Raw genomic sequence first — 17,123 nt, forward strand, 5'->3', positions numbered from 1 at the left:
ATCGCTTTTTTGGGAAGCGCAAAGTAAACAAATCAAACTTAAAAAAATCATACACTAGAGTTGTGATAGTAAGTTTTTTTGCCTCATCTGTGATCTGACCCTCTCGACAGAAACTTTTCTCCAACGAGAGCAGCAGTGATCAATGCAACTGATTTTTCAGTAAACACGACAAAGGATACAGCCCATTCCAATGCATTTTTTTAATACTCCTAGAATACGATAAACTCATTCGGGAGAACAGATGATAACACCATCTGCATTTTTTACTTCTTACAAAAATGTTTTGAGATCTCTTGAATTTTTTGGTAATAAGAAGTGGGGCTAATTCCGCCGGAAATTGCCAGAAGTTTTGGTTTAGATTGTAACATAATTGATCAAATACTGATTCCTAAAATCTTCTTTGTTCCATCTGTCTCTTTTGAATAAGAAAATAGTTTTAAAATGGAAAATTTTTCATACCCATTGTCTTCCGTTTGGTATTCCCATAACCAACCCCATAAGCTACCTCGTTTGACAAATCCCCTTTCTAATTCAGTTTTCTCTTGGTAAATTGCACCTAATAATACATAGGTGGAATACTGATTGTCTGATTTTGTTTGGTTATGGTAATAACCAATCCCAGCCAAGGCTAGTTCCGTGATTTCGTCTGCTGATTTCGATTCGTAATAAATAAATGGGCCATACAATTTGGAAGTTTCCTCTTCGGAAACCGTTGTGCGAACCAATGGAAAAAAATTAATCGTTTTTTTATCACTTGTATTATCGTATCCTAACCAAAGTAGTGTGAGCCGTTCGATTTCTTTTGGTTTTTTCTGGAAACTAAACAAAAAATCCCATAAACTTCTGAATTGGTAATGGTTCGTGGAATTTTCAGACTCTACCAAATACAAAAAATTGTAATAATGACCTTCTTTTTTTGAATGGTAATAATTTAACATTGTGAAGGTTGTAAACTCTTCTTTGCTCCAAAAGTTGAAGGAGATTGGTAAAATTGAAAAACTAGAATCGGAGTAATAAAAAGGGAACAGAAACAAATGTGATAAAGTTTCTTTTGTAGCTGTTTGGTTTGTTTCGTTTTGATTTTTGGTGAAAGTGGATTTATAGGATTCAAATTCCCAATCGATGAACCAAAACAAATTCGTTCTGGAACTTGAGTCACTGACCCTTCGATAAAAAAATGGAGTAAACCAAATTGTGGTTATTGGATTTTGATCTTTAAAGAGATACCAGTCATACGAAATCCAAATAGGCCAAACCAAAAACTCTTTTCTTTCAAAATTGGGATTTGATACTCTTTTATAAATTGAAATGAATGTATACGCATTTTTTTGGAAACTTTTCTCCTTTTTCGTTTGATTGTAAACATAAAACGGCAACACCCGGTGCCCTGAGTCAATATCTGACTCATATACATTTACAAAAGGCCAAAAATAAGACCTTTCGACTCGGTGGTTCTCTTCGTATTCTTCTTTGATATAACCGTTGATTAAGTAAGATTGTATCTCAGAAGTTTTATCCTTTTGTTTTCCATAAAGGGGGAATATAATCTTATACTCTAAATCAGCCGAAACATAACTGAGCCAAATTGGGAAAAAAGGAGGCACTAAGACAACTTTATCTTCCGATGACTCATCCCATGTGAACCAAGCAAAGGGCAATAAACGTATATGTTTTTTCGTATCAGCTTTTTCATAAGAAAATATACCAAACAATAATTGGTACCCAGTGAATTGATCACTATTTTCTCGATTAAATTCTCTTTTTTTCTTTAACTCTGGTTTTGTGGATTGATTCAATTCTTGTGTTTTAAGAGAATTCCCCGTTAAAATCCTACTACGTTTTGAAATCCCTACCAAATTATAAAACAATCCAAAGTCGTAATCTAGGTAAACATTTCCATCATTGGTTGCAAGATTTACATTGGCATTATGAACTTTTGTGTACCATAATAAATTGATATGATAATCTTCTTCTGAATCCTTTATATTCAAATACAATGGGAAAACAAAATCTACTTCCCTTTTTGGGGAAACAAAACTCACAACAAAAGGGAAAAATACAAAAAGTCGTTTTTCCATTGATCTGTCTCTATAGTAATAGATTGGCCCAAACCAATAATTACGAGCTGTTTCACGGAAATTTTGGTAAAAGAGTAACAACGGTAAAAATAAATAATTTTCTTTTGAATAATAAAATAATGGAGTGAATGATAAATCCGTTAATCCACTTTTCTCATTTCGCTCAAAGTGGAATAAAGTAAGAAATCTTGTGTATTGATAAGTTGAATCACTAATTTTTTCTTTATGGTTATAATATACGAGTGGCAAAATAGGAAAACCAACACTGTTTCCTGTCTCAGTTTTGTTTTGAAAGAAAAAAGGAATTGTGACTAGATAAGAAGTATTTGGTCTGTTTCCCCAAAATACAAAGGGGAAAAATGATTTTTGAACTGAATCATTTTCCTTTGTGACATTCACATTGATGATCCGTTTGTATTCACGATTGTCAATTTTACTTTGGATGTGGTAGTAAAAGGGAAAAATTGTTTTGGATTTTGCGAGTGGATAATCGTAGTATCGATAGATTCCCAAAGCACGTACCGAATAATGGTCTTTCCAATCTTCCATATCATAAAAAATATTGCTCGCTTTGAACTTTGCACTGCGTTCGCTACCATAAATTTTGACTTCTTGTTCACTTTCTAAATCAGGCCAAGTTTTGGCATATGCCGGAGAAATGCTAACACATATTAAATAAAAGGTGATTGTCGGAATCAGTTTCGAATTCAATAACTTCATCCAACAATTCACTTTAATTTTCCTCATTTGTTTTCAATGGCAAACGAACTAACTTTTGGTTTTTATTAGGTAAGTATTCTATAAAATTCACAGATTTAGGATTTTGATTCCCTTTGTTGTATTGGAAATCCATCTGAGAGACCAATATAGGTTTGTTAGATGGAAATACTTGGCCGATTTGTTTTTTGCCTTCTCTATCATATAAAGGAATGACAGACTTTGAAATAGATCGATATGGCAAATACGTTGTAATTTTTGTGACACGACCCAGATCATCATACGAATAGTCGTTATACGCAAGTACAACCTCTTCTTGGCTGATTGAAATTCCTTCCATGATGTCTTCTGTAAATTCATAGGTCCCTTTTCCTAGGCCTAAAATGAATGCAGTTCCTGTTGAAGCTACATAAAAAACACCAAACGCAGCAAATGAGGCAACACTTGCTGATGTATAAACGGGAACATACACCGGAGAATTATCGGCCGCACGTCGAATGTCATACGTCATGTTATAATGGTGCCATACACGAAAACTTCTGGAAGTGGAGTTTGCATAATAAACTGGATAGTGAAGGTATTCTTCTGGTTTTAATTTTAAAGAGTGGTCGTCTACCAAAATTGTAATAGAACGTAAGATACGATTTTTTTCTTTATCTTTTAGAATAGTATGATATACCTTACCCTTTGTATCAGGCCGATTTTTGATTTCTGAAAATACGGGAAAGAGATACGAATTTGTTTCGAAAGTATTGGCATAAACAGGTGGAGCAACAACAAGGTGCAAATTGTCTTTTGGAATGATTACCTCTTTCGTAAAACAGAAATTGATAAAGATCAAAATGAAGCATATCAGGAAATATTTTGTAACGGCTTTCATAGGTCGTTAGGAATTGTATTCATTTGTCCCTAACGAAACAATCCATTTTTCTTTCGAGAGGAAGAATTTGATACAGTAAACCAATTGACATGAATGGAATGAGTGGTTTTCCTTCAAATCACCCCCTAAATTCTTTATCATTTTTATGCGCATCTTACTTGCTCCGATGGAGGGGCTTCTAGACTACAGACTTCGTGATACTCTTACAGGCGTTGGAGGGTACGACGAATGTGTGAGTGAATTCATTCGAGTGAATGATACCTTACTTCCTGCTCATCGAATCTATCGTTTTGTGCCTGAACTACACCAAAACTGCAGAACATTAGCTGGAATACCTGTCAAAATACAGTTGTTAGGTTCCGACATCAATTGTATGGCTGAAAATGCAAGTATGGTAGCATCTCTTGGTGCCTATGGCATTGATTTGAATTTTGGATGCCCAGCACCAACAGTGAATCGTAATCGTGGAGGTGCTGCACTTCTAAAAGAACCAGAGCTTATGTTTTCGATTGTAAAGGCTGTTAGGAGAGCTGTTCCTGCCCATATCCCTGTCACTGCTAAAATGCGATTAGGATTTGATTCCACAGAACAAGCGCTTGTTTGTGCCAAAGCATTGGAAGATGGTGGAGCCGAAGAAATAGTGGTTCATGCCAGAACGAAAACCGACGGATACAAACCACCTGCCTACTGGGAATGGATCCATAAAATCATTGAAACAGTAAACGTTCCAGTTGTCGCGAATGGGGAAATTTGGAGTGTAACGGATGCCATCCGGTGTATGGAAATTTCTGGATCTAATGACATCATGATTGGACGAGGTGCTGTCGCAAATCCTTCTCTTGCCCTGATGATCCGAAAAAAACAAAAGGATCCACTTCCTTGGCTCGAAACCAAAGGAATTTTACAAAAATATTGGGATAGGTTGGAATTGGATATGGATGTCACGAGTCGCGCAGGTCGCATTAAACAATGGTTACATTATCTATCCAAACAATATGTGGAAGCGGAAAGAGACTTTGAAATTGTAAAAAGATTCAAACGAACAGAAGACTTTGAAAGTTATTGGAAGTAAAAAGAAATTTCCCATAAAATTTTCTGCTTGTTTTCATTTTAAAATTTGAAATGCCAATCCAATAGGGTATCCACTTGTCTTCTAAAACTCAAATTTCAGTTTTTGTTATCGATGACCACCCAATTTTACGAAAGGGACTGCAGGCGGAAATTGAATCGGATTCTGGATTTAAATTTGTTGGCTCCAGTGATTCTATTCAAGATGGTTTGAACCGAATGAAATTTAAAACAGTGGATGTTCTGATTATGGATATTTCACTTAAAGATGAAAATGGAATTAACGAATTAAAAAATATAAAACAAAAATTCCCACTCCTCAAAATCATTTTTTTTACAATGCATCGCGATTGGGATTATTTACAAAAAGCAGCCAATTCTGGAGCGGATGGTTACGTCCTGAAAACGGAAACAACGGTCAATATTCTAGGCACAATTAAAAGTGTATTCCAAGGTAATAAAATTTTTCCACAGGAAGTCGGCACTTTACAAAATAAAATCGCAACCAACGATGTATTGATTCAAAAATTAAATGGTTTATCGAAACGAGAATTAGATATTTTACATCATTTGAAATCTGGAAAACTAAATAGAGAAATTGCTGATGAACTCCAGATCAGTATTCGTACTGTCGAATCACACCGATCCGCAATCATGCAAAAATTTGAGATCCACTCAACGATCGAATTTGCAAAAATTCTGCACCAATTGCAATTATCAAAATTAATCTAAAATATTTTGAGTTTTCTCCGTATGAATACGGAGAAAAGTTTACCAAGCTACGTAAGAACCGAAGTAGTATATTTTGTAAATGTTAGCTACACTCTTAAAGAGATTCGGAGACGAATCAATTGGGAGTTTATATGAAAACGGTAAAATTTACAATTTATCTGATGTTAGTGACACTTTCTTTTCAAAACTGTAATTCAGAAGAAAAAAATGATCAAACTTTATTAGCAGGACTTGTACTTGCAAGTCTTTCAAATTGTTTTTCTGTCCCAGAGCAAGCAGTTGTTAAAGATGGAAACTCGGCAACAACCACAACTTACAATTGTTCTGTGAGTGGAAAAGTGTATACTTGTGTTCCGAAAGATGGTGGTAATACAGTCACTCGAACTTATTTATCGGCTGAATTAGCGAAGCTGAGTGTTGTAGATCCACCTTCTTTTTCTAACCAACATGTTCAACGTGGATTACAGAAACGAGTGGAAGGTACAACTGAAACAAATTTTGTGTATAATGCTTCCAACCAATTGCAATCGGTATCATCACCGGCAGCTACTTATTCAAATTACGATGCAAACGGATTTCCTAAGTCCAATTCCATCGGGAATACAATCACCTATACTTACGAATCAGGTAGGACCATTCCCAAAACGGTAGCAGATGGAGCCAATACATACACATATGATAATAGAGGTTGGGCAACACAAGTAAGCTTTGGATTTGGAAATCCAACAACAATTGAATACAGTGGTTCCCTCGGAATCTGCCAATAATTAAAGAAACTATTTGATTTAGTCATGGCACTTACTTCTGTTCAGTGAACGGAAGTAAGATTGTAAATCTAAGCCCACCAGAAGGTCTGTCAGTTAATAAAAGTTCACCTCCATGGGCTAAAACAATTTTTCTCACTATCGACAATCCTAAACCTGCACCAAAAGTTTTTTTGGATTCAATTTTTGAATCCAAAACTCTAAGTTTCATTTCATCACTCATACCTGGACCGTCATCTTCTATCATCAGATACAAGGTTGAATTTTCTGAATGTAAGGATAAAACGAATTCTGTAATATTTGACCCTAAGTCTAAGCTGTTTTTTGCAATGTTGATACAAAGCCTTCTAATTCGAAGTGAATCAATTTGAATTTTGAGATTCGATACAGAATTTGAATGTCGGAACTGAATTCTGCTATTGTTAAATAATAGAGAGAGATCGTCAACGATGCTTAGATAAAGTGTGTTAATATCCGTTAGCTTCAGGTCTAAAACAATATTTTTTTTAGAAAATTCCAGAATGTCAACGGAAAGGTTCGATAATACGTCAATTTCCTGTTTAGTTTGGTTTAACACCATCTCTTGAGCGCGAGAATGCACTTCCAATAACTCTAAACTTTTTCGGATCAACATCACATGATTTCCAATATCGTGCGCAATTTCTGAAGAAAGTTCACCGATCACTGCATACTTTTCAAGATCATGTCGATTCAAATTTTGGATGGATAAGACCAAAGCGTAAGCAATGGTTTTTGCCCAATCCAAATCGGATTCTCCCTTTGAAAACTGATTTCTGGGCAGATCTAAAACCATTTGCAAAATTCCATTCTGGTTGAAGGGAATCAAAATTCGATTCAATCGAACAATTGGTTCTTGAAATTGATGTAATTCGATCTGCACCAAATTTTTTAAATCTTCCAAAGTAAAATCGTTTGTTTGAAACCTTAAGCCAGAATCAATTGAATGTACTTTTCCTTTCCCCATTGATTGGTTTGTGATATAAAGATAAATGGATTCTCCATTTCCAATTTTAGATTTTAATATATCTAAAGCAGATTTTACGGCGTCAACATCGTCCCTAGATGACATGATTTTTTGAGTCGAAACCACCAACTGTTTCATTTGAATGGACAATTCTTCCGAAATAAGCAAAGAATTTGAATATCGTTTTGAAATGATGATAGAGTGAGAAAAAATTAAAAATATCTGGCTATAGGGAATTAAAAAAGGTCCATTCATAATTCCAAAAGTAACCAGTGTATCGTTACTATTAGCAACCATAATCGCCACATAACTGACAAACAGACCAACTGCATCTTTTTCTTTATCCAACACTGCCTTTAACAAAATGAAAAACCAAATGGGAACGACTGTAAGGTATATGTACAAAATGATATAGTTTAGAAAAAATGCATACACTGCATTCGGAGCGACCAAAGCCAATAAACACATAAAATAAAGAGGTGTATTAAAATATTTCCCAAATCGTTTCCAAAATAAACTTGGAATGATTCTATATAAAAAAGCATATAAAACTGGCGCTGTTAAAAATACGGAAAAATATTCGATCCGATTCAATAAATCCCAAGAAAGAGAATCAGAAAATAAATGCCCTAACCTTTCTCCCGTTGTCAATGCCCTAAATAAAATCATGAGACAATGGAGAGAAAACAAAAGAGGAGTGATATCTGTTCTACGAAAGTAAAAAAAGATGATGTTATAACATGCCATCAATGCGGCGGCAATACAAACAGCTATTGTAAAACCAATTTGCCTTTGTTTTTTCTGAAAAATGGTTTCTGCTTTTCCCAGTAAAATTGGATACCAATACCCACCCCAACGATTGTGAAAGTTGGAAACATAAAGTTTCAATTGATAGGTTTTGCTCGCAGGTAATAAAACAATTTGTGGTTTGTATTTAGGATGTACTTCGTTCTTTGTGATTCCAATCTTTCCCACTGATGTGAGAATTTGACCATTCACATAAAGTTGATAGGCGGTACCGATATCTGGAATAAAAATAGCAAGGTCTGATCGTAAACTTTTTAGCCGAATCTCTAGTTCATATGTGGCATATCCATAACTCTCGATAGTTTCGTTTCCAAACAACGTATCATTCCAAACCGATGGAGATTGTTTCCAGATAAAAGCTTCTGTTTCTTTATTTCGAATGGCTTCTGAACCAATCCATTGTTTCCAATAAAATTTCCATTCCCCTGCAAGTGGATAAATCATTTCGCTGTCAAAAGAAGCATCGCTTAGATCAAGTATACCTTCCTTAGCATCAAAACTGGTTTGATTTGACTTGGGAAGTTCACAGCCTATCAAAAAGGTGAGAAGAAATCCCATAATCAAGGACGGAATGATAATTTTCGATTTCAATCAGTGTTAGGTGTAGTTCTTAAAACTGACTGAGTCAATATTTTTTCACCTAAAATATTGATTTAGTTTTTACTTTTCAAATCCAAACAACTTTCTAATTTTATTCCTATGTTCGATTCTTTTACAAGTTCTGAAATCCTATCTGGAATGATCACCCCTGCCGTCCTTGTTTCCGCCTGTGCCAGTTTGATTTTTTCTACTGCGAATCGGCTTGGGCGAATTTTTGACCGAGTGAATCTTTTAAAATCAGAAGTAGAGTTATTGTTAGATGGAAAAAGAAATTATCAAAAAGAAAGATTGGTGTACATGCGCCATCAACTTTCTGTGCAAAAAAAGAGAGCTGTACTCATCCAACGTTCGATGGCATTTTTGTATTTAGCCACGTCCTTATTTATTATCTCAAGTTTAACTTTAGCATTTACACTTGCATTTGCAAAACAGCAAACTTGGTTTGCAACTATTGTCGCGATACTAGGTGGCGTGTGTTTATTCATTGCAAGTGCCTTACTATTTTATGAAAGCAGATACAACCTAACATTCATCAATCGACAAATTGAGTTCGTAGAATTTTTGGAACGAGAACTTCAAGAAAAATAAGAAAGGACAGTTACGGTTTCCAAAAGGAAGGTTTCGTTTTCCTTTTGGGTGCCTCCTCACCAAATGAATGCAAAGAAATCATGAATGCCAGACTTTCTCGTCCGCTGCAATCGTTTGCTTTGTGAAAGTGTTTTCACAACTTACGACGCTAGATCGACAGATTTAGTTCCAATGGCGCTTGGATTTTCTCTGACACTTCTCAGATCATCAAATGCAAATTTCCGGTCCTCACTTAGATCCGCACCAGGGATCCGTAGGGCTTGGTCTTCGGTGGCCACTTCAGCCAACCGAAGACGGGAGCGTTTAGCGGACCCCGGAGGAGCCCGCCCGGGTGCCCGAATGGCCAAACTATGAACTTTTGGGAAAGAAAATCTCGGGTTTTGGGAATGGGCGTGCCAAAAAAACAGGGGTATGGTATAGGGAACACATTGGGCGGCGGGTCTAGTTCCCCACCCTCAAATCGGGCGGGGAAAGTGTACCCACTTGCTCACCCCCTTCGACCCTCTTTTGTAACAAATCTGACAAAAAAAAACGATTTTCGGGGTACCTCGCATTTCTACAAAGGTAAGTAAAAACTTAGATTCGGAAATTCCTTCATGAGAGAAATCAAAACTGTCACGATTTTAGGTGCCAACGGAGCCATGGGTTCTGGAAGTGCGGGCGTCATTGCTGCCTTCGGTGGTGCTAAAGTCCATATGCTCGCTAGAGATGTTGAAAAAGCAAAACAGGGTATCGAAGCCGCTGTCGCATCCGTAAAAACGGATACCATTCGCGCAAGAATGATCCCTGGTTCCTACGATGCGGATCTGGAAAAAGCTGTCGCAGAGTCAGATTGGGTATTCGAACTCGTGGCGGAAAGTTACGAAGTCAAAGAACCGATCAATACTCGTATTGCAAAGGCTCGTCGTCCTGGAACCATTGTCTCCACTGTGTCTTCTGGACTTTCCATTGGTCGTTTGGCAAAAGCGTACGATGAAGATGGCCAAAAACACTACTACGGAACCCATTTTTTTAACCCTCCATATAAAATGATCCTTTGCGAGCTCGTCACCCACGCAGGGAATGATAAAAAAGTCACACAAGCGTTAGGCGAATACTTAGAAAAAGTTCTCGGTCGAGCTGTGGTGTATACAAACGATACTCCTGCTTTCGCTGGAAACCGCATTGGATTCCAGTTGATGAACGAAGTGGCTCATTTTGCAGAAAAGTATGCTGACAAAGGTGGCATCGCCCTTATGGACGAAATCATGTCTGGTTATACTGGACGTGCGATGGGACCACTCGCTACTGCTGACTTTGTGGGACTAGATGTTCACAAAGCGATCGTAGACAATATTTACGACAATACAAAAGACGAAGCACACGAAACATTCAAACTGCCTGGTTACTTCCAAAAATTAATCGATGCAGGCAAACTTGGTATGAAATCTGGTGGTGGTCTCACAAAAGTTGTGAAACACGCTGACGGAAAACGTGAGAAGTTTGTTTATAATATCAAAACTGGTGAGTACGATCCGTACCCAAAATTTGATATTCCTTTTATCAAAGAAGCGCGCCAAAAAATCAAAGACTCTGACTACAAGGGTGCTATGGACGTTGTGAAAAACGCATCCGGTTTTGAAGCTGAAATCGCTCGTTACTTCATTTCACGTTACATCAGTTATTCGCTCTCTCTCGTAGGAGAAGTTGTGGATACAAAAGAAAACACTGATGGTGCGATGGGATTTGGTTTTAACTGGGTTCCTGCTTCTGCATTTGTCGATTTCCTTGGTGGACCAAAGGAAACAATTAAGCTTATGGAAGCGTCTAAAATACCAGTTCCAAAACTTTTAAAAGATGCAAAAGAAGGCAAAAAGTTCTACGAACTTGGCGACAAACTTGATGCAAGGTCTCTCTTCAAAGGTTAATTAGGAGTATCATATGAGTGAAAAAGTATTCGTATTAGGCGGAGAACAAACCGACTTCCAAAGAAACTGGACCAAAGAAGGAAAAACCTTCATGTCCATGATGCGTGAAGTTTTAGATGATGCTCTTGAAAAAGTTGGCATTAGTTATGATGAAATCAAACGATTGAACAAAGAAAACCGCGTGGCTGTCTTTGTTGGAAACTTTGATGCTGAACAGTATGCAAACCAAGGACACTTGGGGGCATTTTTAACAGAAGTAAACCCTGCTCTTTTTGGTGTGCCTGGTGCTCGTTACGAAGCCGCTTGTGCTTCTGGTTCCGTTGCCCTTGATGCTGCCATCACACATATCCGTGCGGAAGATTACGATCTCGCGATCGTCCTTGGTGTGGAAGTGATGAAAACTGTTTCTTCTTCTGTGGGTGGTGACTTCCTTGGAACGGCTGCTTATTATGATAAAGAAGCGAAAGGAGTGCAATTTCCTTTCCCAAAACTTTTCGGAAAACTGGCAGATGTAATCTTAGAAAGATACGAACTCAAAGAAGAACGTTTTATGGATGCATTAGCTGAAATTTCTCGTATCAATTACGCAAACGCAAAACGAAACCCAAAAGCACAAACTCGTACATGGTTCATGAACAAAGAACATGCGATGGCTCGTGGTGGTGCAAACAACATGGCAGTGGGTGGAAGGCTTTGTATCACAGACTGTTCACAAGTAACAGACGGTGCTGCGGTGACGATCCTTGCTTCTAAAGACTACACAAAAGAATACGCTAAAAAAACTGGTCGTAAAATCGATGACATCCCTCGTGTTAAGGGTTGGGGCCACCGAGTGGCACCAATTACCTTTGAAGCAAAAAAACAAGAATCCGTTGGGGACAAATACATCCTTCCATGGACTCGCCAAACGGTAAAAGATGCTTACAAACGTGCTGACCTGGATGTAAAAAACATTGATGTGTTTGAAACACATGACTGTTTCACTTCTTCTGAGTATGCTGCGATTTCTGCATTTGGAATCTCAGAGCCAGGAAAAGAACACATTGCCATTGAAGAAGGAACGATTGACTTTGGTGGTAAAAAACCAATCAATCCATCCGGTGGTCTTATCGGTGTGGGTCACCCTGTGGGCGCATCTGGCGTTCGTATGATGCTCGACCTTTACAAACAAGTCACAAACACAGCGGGTGATTACCAAGTGAAAGGAGCAAAGAACGGTCTTATGCTCAACATTGGTGGATCTGCTACGACGAACTTCGTGTTCATCTTAGGAAAGTAAACCAGTGAGTTCGCTGAATACAGAAAAATGGAATCGGATTTTAGTCCGGTTCCTCCTTGCCTTTTCATTTTGGGAAGCGGTATCCATCCCCCTTCGTATGTTATTTTTTGCAAAGTTTTACTTTGATCCAACATTAAAAGAGATGTTTGTTCCCATAACAGATGTTTTTTGGTTAGGACCTGTGTTCAGCGATCTAACATTCACTCTTGCATTCGGTTTTTTGTATGCACTGATGAAGGAATCCCTACCACAAGGCCTTGTGGGTGGTTTTTTTGTGGGAATTTTAGTTTCCATCATTGGATTTGTATCCCCTATGCTTTGGACCATATCTTTAACCAATTTTTTTCCTTCTCAATTGGTTTGGGTTTGGGTTGCGTACTATTCTCTTTTTACAATATCCACTGCTGTGATTTATTCGGTAGGTTGGAACGAAGAAGGATAAAGAATCTCAAACAAAGTACTTAGCAACAACCTAACCTATCCACTTGTGAAGGCAAATGGATACGTAAGGTTTGTTCCCATCATATTTCGAAACGTCCATTAAAGCAAAGTTAAAACTGAAACCGGAAGGCAACTGAATCAAGTCTGTCGGCCACCTGATCTAGGTTCGAGATGGATTCTTCTATGGCAGCTACTGTCTGTTTTTGTTCGCTTGCAGCAGCTGATAATTCTTCCACTATCGATGAAGTATGGGTCAATTGATTTTGGATATTCTCCATATTCTTAAGAACACTTGATGATTTTTCTTCTGTACCTTCCGTTGAACCACTGATCTTTTCTGAACTTGCTTTGGTGACTTCCGAGTTACTCAGGATTTTTTCCATCTCTGTTTGAACGGTTTCAAATTCTCTTGAGCCAAGTTCCACCTCAGATAATCCTTCTTCGATATCAGAGACGGTTTGTAAGATCTTCGTTGTGAGTTCATTGATGAATACAGAAATCTCTTTGGCAGATTTCTTAGATTGTTCTGCGAGCAGACCAACCTCACCGGCAACAACTGCAAATCCTTTGCCAGCATCTCCAGCCCTTGCAGATTCGATAGATGCATTTAACGATAGTAAGTTGGTTTTTTCAGATATGGCCGCGATCGTTTCTGTAATTTTTCGGATGGCTTTTGTTTTTTCGCCTAAATCTTTTATGGACTCTGAAGTTTTAAAAATCTGATTTTTTGCTTTAAAAAATTGTGCCATCGCAGTATCCGATCGGTTTTTGCCCTGCATCGCAATTTGATGGGCAAGATTTGATTCCAATTTGACCGCTTTGGATTCAGATCGAATGCTTAAGATTAGATGGTTTAAAGCATCCATTTGGTGAAAGATAGATTCAGAACTCTCTCTTGTCACATTACTTGAATTAGAAAGTGAATGCATAGCAAGTGATAACTCATTGAAAGCAACATGGATGTGTTCAACGGCTTTTGTGAGGCCTTTGATTTGTGTTTTGACAATTTCAGCATTGCCGATGAGTTGCGAAATCATACCCCGAAACTCAAATTGCGTTTTTTTGATGAGTTGTAAAACTTCGGCGTAATCTCCTCCATTCTCCAACTCGACATCAAATTTTAAGTGTCCTTGGTATAAGTTTTTTAAATACTCGATCAGTTTTAAAAATGAGTGTCTGTTCTTTTTGATTTTCCAAAACCCCAAAAGAGAAGTGAGTGCAAAAAGAAGGAATCCCATTCCAAACACAAAGGTTTTGGAAACAAAATTGATTTCTACCATGCTAAAGGAAGAAAAAAGTACCAGAAGGAAGAAACTAACGAAGATTTGGATCAGATAAATGGATAATGAAGAAAGTCCGGATAACATTCCTGGTTTGGATGTTCCTTTCCATTTCCCAGAATTCATTTTTGCATAAAGGATTTCTGCGTTTTTGATTTGGCTTTTGGTTGCCTTTGTGCGAACCGACATATACCCGATGTGTTTTCCATCTTCGTAAATGGGAGAAACATTGGCATCCACCCAATAATAGTCCCCATTTTTGCATCGATTTTTAACGAGTCCAACCCATGAATTTTGAAGTTTCACTGTGTCCCAAAGGTCACGGAATGCTTCCTGTGGCATGTCAGGGTGCCTGATGAGATTGTGTGGTTGCCCGATCAGTTCGTCTTCAGTATATCCACTAATTTTTAAGAAGTCTTCGTTCACATATGTGATGATGCCTTTTAAATCTGTTTTCGAAGTGATTTTGGTTCCTTCTTGGAATTCTACTTCGTGGTTTGTGATGGGTAGGTTCTTACGCATACACTTTCAGTTCCATTTTTTGAGACATGGAGGAAAGTTTTTAGGTAAAGCCCGTAACAAGCAAGCAAAATAGAAGTACGCAAAAACGATTCTTGTGCATTGGCTTGACAATTTTTATTTTTTCATAAAATCACTTACGGATTCCTCGATACTTCATGTTTAAGACTATATTTTTACCTCTCACCATTCGTTTAGAAGCATTTACTCATTTAGTTCCTGTTCCATTTGCGATTTATATGGCTTCCATCACACAAGAATACAGTGCCAGCGAATGGCTGTTATTCCTCTTTATTTGTGTGACAAGTGGAAGCCTCATGGTTCTCGGGGGATGTTTTTGGCGTTACTTGGTCTTAAAAAAAATTTCAATCCAATTTGAAAGTCTGCAATCAGAAAAGAAAACTGATTCTTATACAATAGGTTCCAATCAAAAAGCAAAAGAACTAAAACTTTTTTTATACAGATACCCTTTTTATGAAGGATTCATCATCATATTACGTTGGTTTGTGGGAGTAGGTCTTATATTTTTTGTCACTCCTTTCTTCGATTTGTACAGGCCCACCTTGTGGACAACTTTCATTCTGTATATGATCATGATCCCACCAATTTCCTTTGTTGCTTATTATTTCATTTCCGAAAATGCATTCCGAAATTTATTCAAACTCCCATTAATTCGACCAATTGCAATTGAGCCAAATGAAATTCCAAAATTTGATTATTTCAAACGAATTCTCATTTCTTTTTTTGCACTTGCAGCTTTACCTGTTACAGTTTTAGGATACATGCTCATCTCCAGTGCCAACGGAAATTTGAATGTAGCAAACCCTTCCTTACAAGTGGTCATCATAGGCATTATTTTTATTTTCCCCTTGGTGTTTGTGGCTTATTTAGTGGCAAAGGCCGTAAGACAAGGCTTAAGTGAAACAAGTCACATCTTAGACGAACTTTCAAAAGGTAACTTTTCTGTTGTTTCCATGCCATCCTCTGGTGACGACTTTGGACAACAATCCTTTCACCTGAACCGAGTGATCCAACAACTCAATACCATGTATACTGAGATTTTTACTTTGAATGTTGGATTGGAGAGTAAAGTAAAGGAACGAACGTTAGAGTTGGAAAACTCTTTAGAAGAAGTAAAAAAACTAAAATTCCAACAAGATGGGGACTATTTTTTAACCCACCTACTACTCAAACCACTTGGGAAAAACCAAGTGAAAAGTGAGGTTGTATCCATTGATTTTTTCTTAAAACAAAAGAAGAAATTTGAGTTTAAAGGAAAAGAATATGAAATTGGTGGTGATCTAAACATCGCTCACAATGTAATTTTACAAGGGAAAAATTTTTCAGTTTTTGTGAACTCTGATGCAATGGGAAAATCCATGCAAGGGGCTGGTGGCGCACTTGTGTTAGGTGCCGTTTTTCAATCCATCATTGAGCGCACCAATTTATCATCAAACACTTACAACCAGTCACCGGAACGTTGGTTAAAGAATGCCTTCATCGAAATGCATAAGATCTTTGAAGGATTTGATGGAAGTATGCTTGTTTCTCTTGTGATTGGACTTATCGAAGAAGAAACAGGGTTTTTATACTTTATCAATGCTGAACATCCTTGGTTAATTTTATACAGGGACGAAAAGGCAAGTTTTTTGGAAAACGAACTGAGTTACCGAAAATTAGGAACCAAAGGATTAAACTCAGGAATCTTCATCAAAACATTTCGTTTGTACCCAGGAGATACCATCATCAGTGGTTCTGACGGTAGGGATGATATTTTGTTATTCAGCGAACAAAAAGAATCGGCTCAAAGGCAAATCAACCAAGACGAAAATTTAATCCTTTCTTATGTCGAACAAGGGAAAGGTGATTTGAATTCTATTTTTGAAGTTTTGACTCAAAACGGAGAAATCACGGATGATTTGTCTTTGATTCGAGTTTATTACAAGGGAAATGGAAACCAAAACTTTAACGAAACGGTTTCTAAATCCTACCAAACTGCAAAAAAACATGTAGAGTTGGGCAATATTGATGCTGCAATAGAATCCCTTCAAAAACAAATCCTAAGCCAACCGGTCACAAACAAACGATTTCATAAATTATTAGCAAAACTTCATTTCAAAAGAAAAGAATATTCGGAAGCGATTGAACATGCGCAAGTGTATTTAGAGAGCCATCCATATGACATTGGTTTTATGGAGTTAGGTTCTATTTTGCTACGAAAGGCCGGAAAAATCAATGAAGCCATTGAAATTGCAGAACGAATTCGACTTCGCGAACCGAAAGCTGTAAAAAATACCTTCCATTTGATTCGTTTGTATTTGGAAAAAGAAAACGCACAAAGGGCAAAAGAATTACTAGCAGAATGGGAAAACTTATATCCGGAAGAAAAAGAAAGAACAAAAAAATGGAAACAAATTCTGAGATTAAAATTTCCGAATCTCTTGATTTAATCTCCGTCTTATAGTATCGTTTTCGGTA

Annotated in this window: 12 protein-coding genes and 1 pseudogene; 8 read left to right on the forward strand and 5 right to left on the reverse strand. The window is 37.3% G+C overall.

The genetic code is table 11. The annotated features are described in order from the left end of the window. Positions 1-113: 113 nt before the first annotated feature. The 3 genes and pseudogenes from EHQ62_RS18815 to EHQ62_RS10105 form a co-directional block, all read right to left on the reverse strand. Positions 114-368: pseudogene (locus tag EHQ62_RS18815) on the reverse strand (NADPH-dependent FMN reductase); the annotation flags it as partial. Positions 369-374: 6 nt separating this feature from the next. Beyond that, positions 375-2,798 carry an LA_1737 family protein gene (locus EHQ62_RS10100; RefSeq protein WP_135642464.1) on the reverse strand — a complete coding sequence of 808 codons (2,424 nt, stop codon included), beginning with the start codon at positions 2,796-2,798 and terminating at the stop codon, positions 375-377. A gap of 13 nt (positions 2,799-2,811) precedes the next feature. Further along, on the reverse strand, positions 2,812-3,636 hold the full coding sequence (locus tag EHQ62_RS10105; protein WP_244241733.1) for a hypothetical protein: 825 nt from the start codon (positions 3,634-3,636) through the stop codon (positions 2,812-2,814). Positions 3,637-3,820: 184 nt separating this feature from the next. On the opposite strand from EHQ62_RS10105, the gene EHQ62_RS10110 reads away from it, so the two are divergent. The 3 genes from EHQ62_RS10110 (at position 3,821) to EHQ62_RS10120 (ending at position 6,242) form a co-directional block, all read left to right on the forward strand. Continuing rightward, the gene (locus EHQ62_RS10110; RefSeq protein WP_135642467.1) at positions 3,821-4,747 is read left to right on the forward strand and encodes a tRNA-dihydrouridine synthase; all 927 of its coding nucleotides are present in this window, start codon (positions 3,821-3,823) and stop codon (positions 4,745-4,747) included. 74 nt (positions 4,748-4,821) lie between these two features. After that, positions 4,822-5,475 carry a response regulator transcription factor gene (locus EHQ62_RS10115; protein WP_135642469.1) on the forward strand — a complete coding sequence of 218 codons (654 nt, stop codon included), beginning with the start codon at positions 4,822-4,824 and terminating at the stop codon, positions 5,473-5,475. Between the two features lie 131 nt (positions 5,476-5,606). Continuing rightward, a complete protein-coding gene (locus EHQ62_RS10120; RefSeq protein ID WP_135642471.1) occupies positions 5,607-6,242 on the forward strand; it encodes a hypothetical protein in 636 nt (211 codons plus the stop codon). A gap of 31 nt (positions 6,243-6,273) precedes the next feature. Here EHQ62_RS10120 and EHQ62_RS10125 read toward each other — a convergent pair whose 3' ends face one another. Then, a complete protein-coding gene (locus EHQ62_RS10125) occupies positions 6,274-8,589 on the reverse strand; it encodes a sensor histidine kinase (protein WP_135642473.1) in 2,316 nt (771 codons plus the stop codon). A 141-nt stretch (positions 8,590-8,730) separates the two neighbouring features. On the opposite strand from EHQ62_RS10125, the gene EHQ62_RS10130 reads away from it, so the two are divergent. The 4 genes from EHQ62_RS10130 to EHQ62_RS10145 all read left to right on the forward strand — a co-directional run bounded on the left by EHQ62_RS10130 (position 8,731) and on the right by EHQ62_RS10145 (position 12,847). Next, positions 8,731-9,219 (forward strand): DUF2721 domain-containing protein, encoded by a 489-nt coding sequence (locus EHQ62_RS10130; protein WP_135642475.1) that lies wholly within the window; start codon positions 8,731-8,733, stop codon positions 9,217-9,219. Between the two features lie 596 nt (positions 9,220-9,815). After that, on the forward strand, positions 9,816-11,126 hold the full coding sequence (locus tag EHQ62_RS10135; RefSeq protein ID WP_135642477.1) for a 3-hydroxyacyl-CoA dehydrogenase NAD-binding domain-containing protein: 1,311 nt from the start codon (positions 9,816-9,818) through the stop codon (positions 11,124-11,126). A gap of 13 nt (positions 11,127-11,139) precedes the next feature. Beyond that, complete coding sequence (locus EHQ62_RS10140; RefSeq protein WP_015676506.1) at positions 11,140-12,405, forward strand: acetyl-CoA acetyltransferase; 1,266 nt, start codon at positions 11,140-11,142, stop codon at positions 12,403-12,405. A 4-nt stretch (positions 12,406-12,409) separates the two neighbouring features. Then, positions 12,410-12,847 carry a hypothetical protein gene (locus EHQ62_RS10145; protein ID WP_135642479.1) on the forward strand — a complete coding sequence of 146 codons (438 nt, stop codon included), beginning with the start codon at positions 12,410-12,412 and terminating at the stop codon, positions 12,845-12,847. 109 nt (positions 12,848-12,956) lie between these two features. Here the strand turns inward: EHQ62_RS10145 and EHQ62_RS10150 are convergent, their stop codons facing one another. Then, positions 12,957-14,648: a methyl-accepting chemotaxis protein gene (locus EHQ62_RS10150; protein ID WP_135642481.1), complete on the reverse strand. Its 1,692-nt coding sequence runs from the start codon at positions 14,646-14,648 to the stop codon at positions 12,957-12,959. 1,349 nt (positions 14,649-15,997) lie between these two features. Between EHQ62_RS10150 and EHQ62_RS18720 the strand changes: the two genes are divergently transcribed. Next, positions 15,998-17,095 (forward strand): PP2C family protein-serine/threonine phosphatase, encoded by a 1,098-nt coding sequence (locus EHQ62_RS18720; protein WP_279638326.1) that lies wholly within the window; start codon positions 15,998-16,000, stop codon positions 17,093-17,095. The last annotated feature ends 28 nt before the right edge of the window (positions 17,096-17,123 follow it).

The sequence above is a fragment of the Leptospira jelokensis genome, from assembly GCF_004769635.1.
Classification (GTDB): domain Bacteria; phylum Spirochaetota; class Leptospiria; order Leptospirales; family Leptospiraceae; genus Leptospira_A; species Leptospira_A jelokensis.